The organism is Actinomadura logoneensis (genome assembly GCF_003428695.1).
Classification (GTDB): domain Bacteria; phylum Actinomycetota; class Actinomycetes; order Streptosporangiales; family Streptosporangiaceae; genus Spirillospora; species Spirillospora logoneensis.
Map to the genome: position 1 here is coordinate 1 of NZ_QURH01000530.1, position 1,481 is coordinate 1,481.

A 1,481-nucleotide genomic window follows, 5' to 3' on the forward strand; every position below is an offset into this window, starting at 1 on the left:
CCTCGCTGATCCGCATGGACGCGGCCTGCGGCCTGGCGTCGTGCGGGGCGATCGTGGAGGCGTGCGCGGCGGTCGCGGCGACGAGGGCGCTGGTGGTGCGCAGCGACTGGAAGACAGGCTGAAGCTTGCTGGTACGCGTGGCGTTCAAGGGTTTTCTCCTCGGCTTCCATGCCGCCTACCGGGTTAGCTGTCGGGTTCGGGCGTGGAAGCTGCCCTACGGCCTCTGGGAGGCCGATTCACCCCGGTGTAGGTGGGTCCCCGGCTCCACTGGACGCGCGTCGGCGTCGGGAGCGGACTCGGCGGCGGACGTCCTCGATGAGGCGTCCGTTACTGGATATGGACGGTCCCGCTCAGGGGACGGCTCGCACTGGAGGGCGAGCGGGGAAGGAGGGCCCGGCGGTGATCATGCTGTTCCCGCCGGGCCCTGCGGACCCGCGTCTAGTAGGGACGCACGGCGCCCGCGAAAGTCTTCTTGCGGTAGCTGTTCAGCTTGGCCACCCGGACGTGGTCGCCGGAGTGGGGCGAGTGGATCATGTAGAGCGTACGGCCCTTTTTCTTGTAGATGATGCCTACATGACCCTTGCCGTTGAAGAACACAAGGTCTCCGGGGGCGAGTTTGTTCCAGGCAACCTTGTTCTTTACCGAACGATACTGCGCGCCGGTGACGCGGGGGAGCTTCACACCGGCCTTCCGGTAGGACCATTGGACCAGTCCGGAGCAGTCGAAGGCGTTCGGGCCGGCCGCGCCGTAGCGGTACGGCTTGCCCTTCTTGGAGGCGGCGTACTTGAGCGCCTTCCGGGCGAGCCTCTGGCGCTCGGCCCAGGTCTTGTGCTTGGCCTGCTTGACCACCACGCCCACGGGCTTGGCGGTCGCCGCCCGGGCGGGAGCCGGACCGGCCAGCACGACGGGCGTCGCGACGGCCGTGGCGACCGCGAGGCCGCCCAGGATCCGCACAGGGCGTGCTTTGCTGCTGACAGCGTTGCTGGACAGGGGTTGTCTCCTTCTTCCAGACGCCTACCGGGTTAGCTGTCGGGTTCGGACGTGGAAGCAGCCCTACGGCGGATCCCTCACCAGGCCCGTACGGGCCTTGAACTGGGGGCTGGGACCGCCGATTCACCCCGTGCGCCGCGGTCGCGCCGTCCGGATGCCCGGACGGGCCGACGCTGTGGGTCCCCGGCTCCGCGCCAGCGCGCGGACTCGGCGTTGCCTGCTCGCCCCAGAGGCGTCATGAGGCCGGACGACGGGACCCTGATGTCCCGCGTGCGGGCGAGCGGCGTGATGTTGTGGGTGGGCGGGCCCTTGGGAAGGGCCACGCTCGGGCAGGGCCGGGTCAAGGAATCCGCCGTGGCGCGCTCTCAGCGCCATGCACGCCGTTCGCGTGCGCACGGGCGGGCCGGGCCTGCCGGGGGACGCGGCGCGTGGGACGCGTCGCGAGGGGGGCGGCGGCGCCTGGACGGCGTCCCCGCCGGAACCGCGGCGCG

Annotated in this window: 1 protein-coding gene and 2 riboswitches; the gene reads right to left on the bottom strand. The window is 70.9% G+C overall.

All coding sequences use genetic code 11. The features are described 5' to 3' along the window. Nucleotides 1-156: 156 nt before the first annotated feature. Nucleotides 157-294: riboswitch (cyclic di-AMP (ydaO/yuaA leader) on the bottom strand. A gap of 144 nt (nucleotides 295-438) precedes the next feature. Next, nucleotides 439-954: a C40 family peptidase gene (locus DZF91_RS23865; RefSeq protein WP_235834506.1), complete on the bottom strand. Its 516-nt coding sequence runs from the start codon at nucleotides 952-954 to the stop codon at nucleotides 439-441. A 42-nt stretch (nucleotides 955-996) separates the two neighbouring features. Beyond that, nucleotides 997-1,213: riboswitch (cyclic di-AMP (ydaO/yuaA leader) on the bottom strand. Between the last annotated feature and the right edge of the window lie 268 nt (nucleotides 1,214-1,481).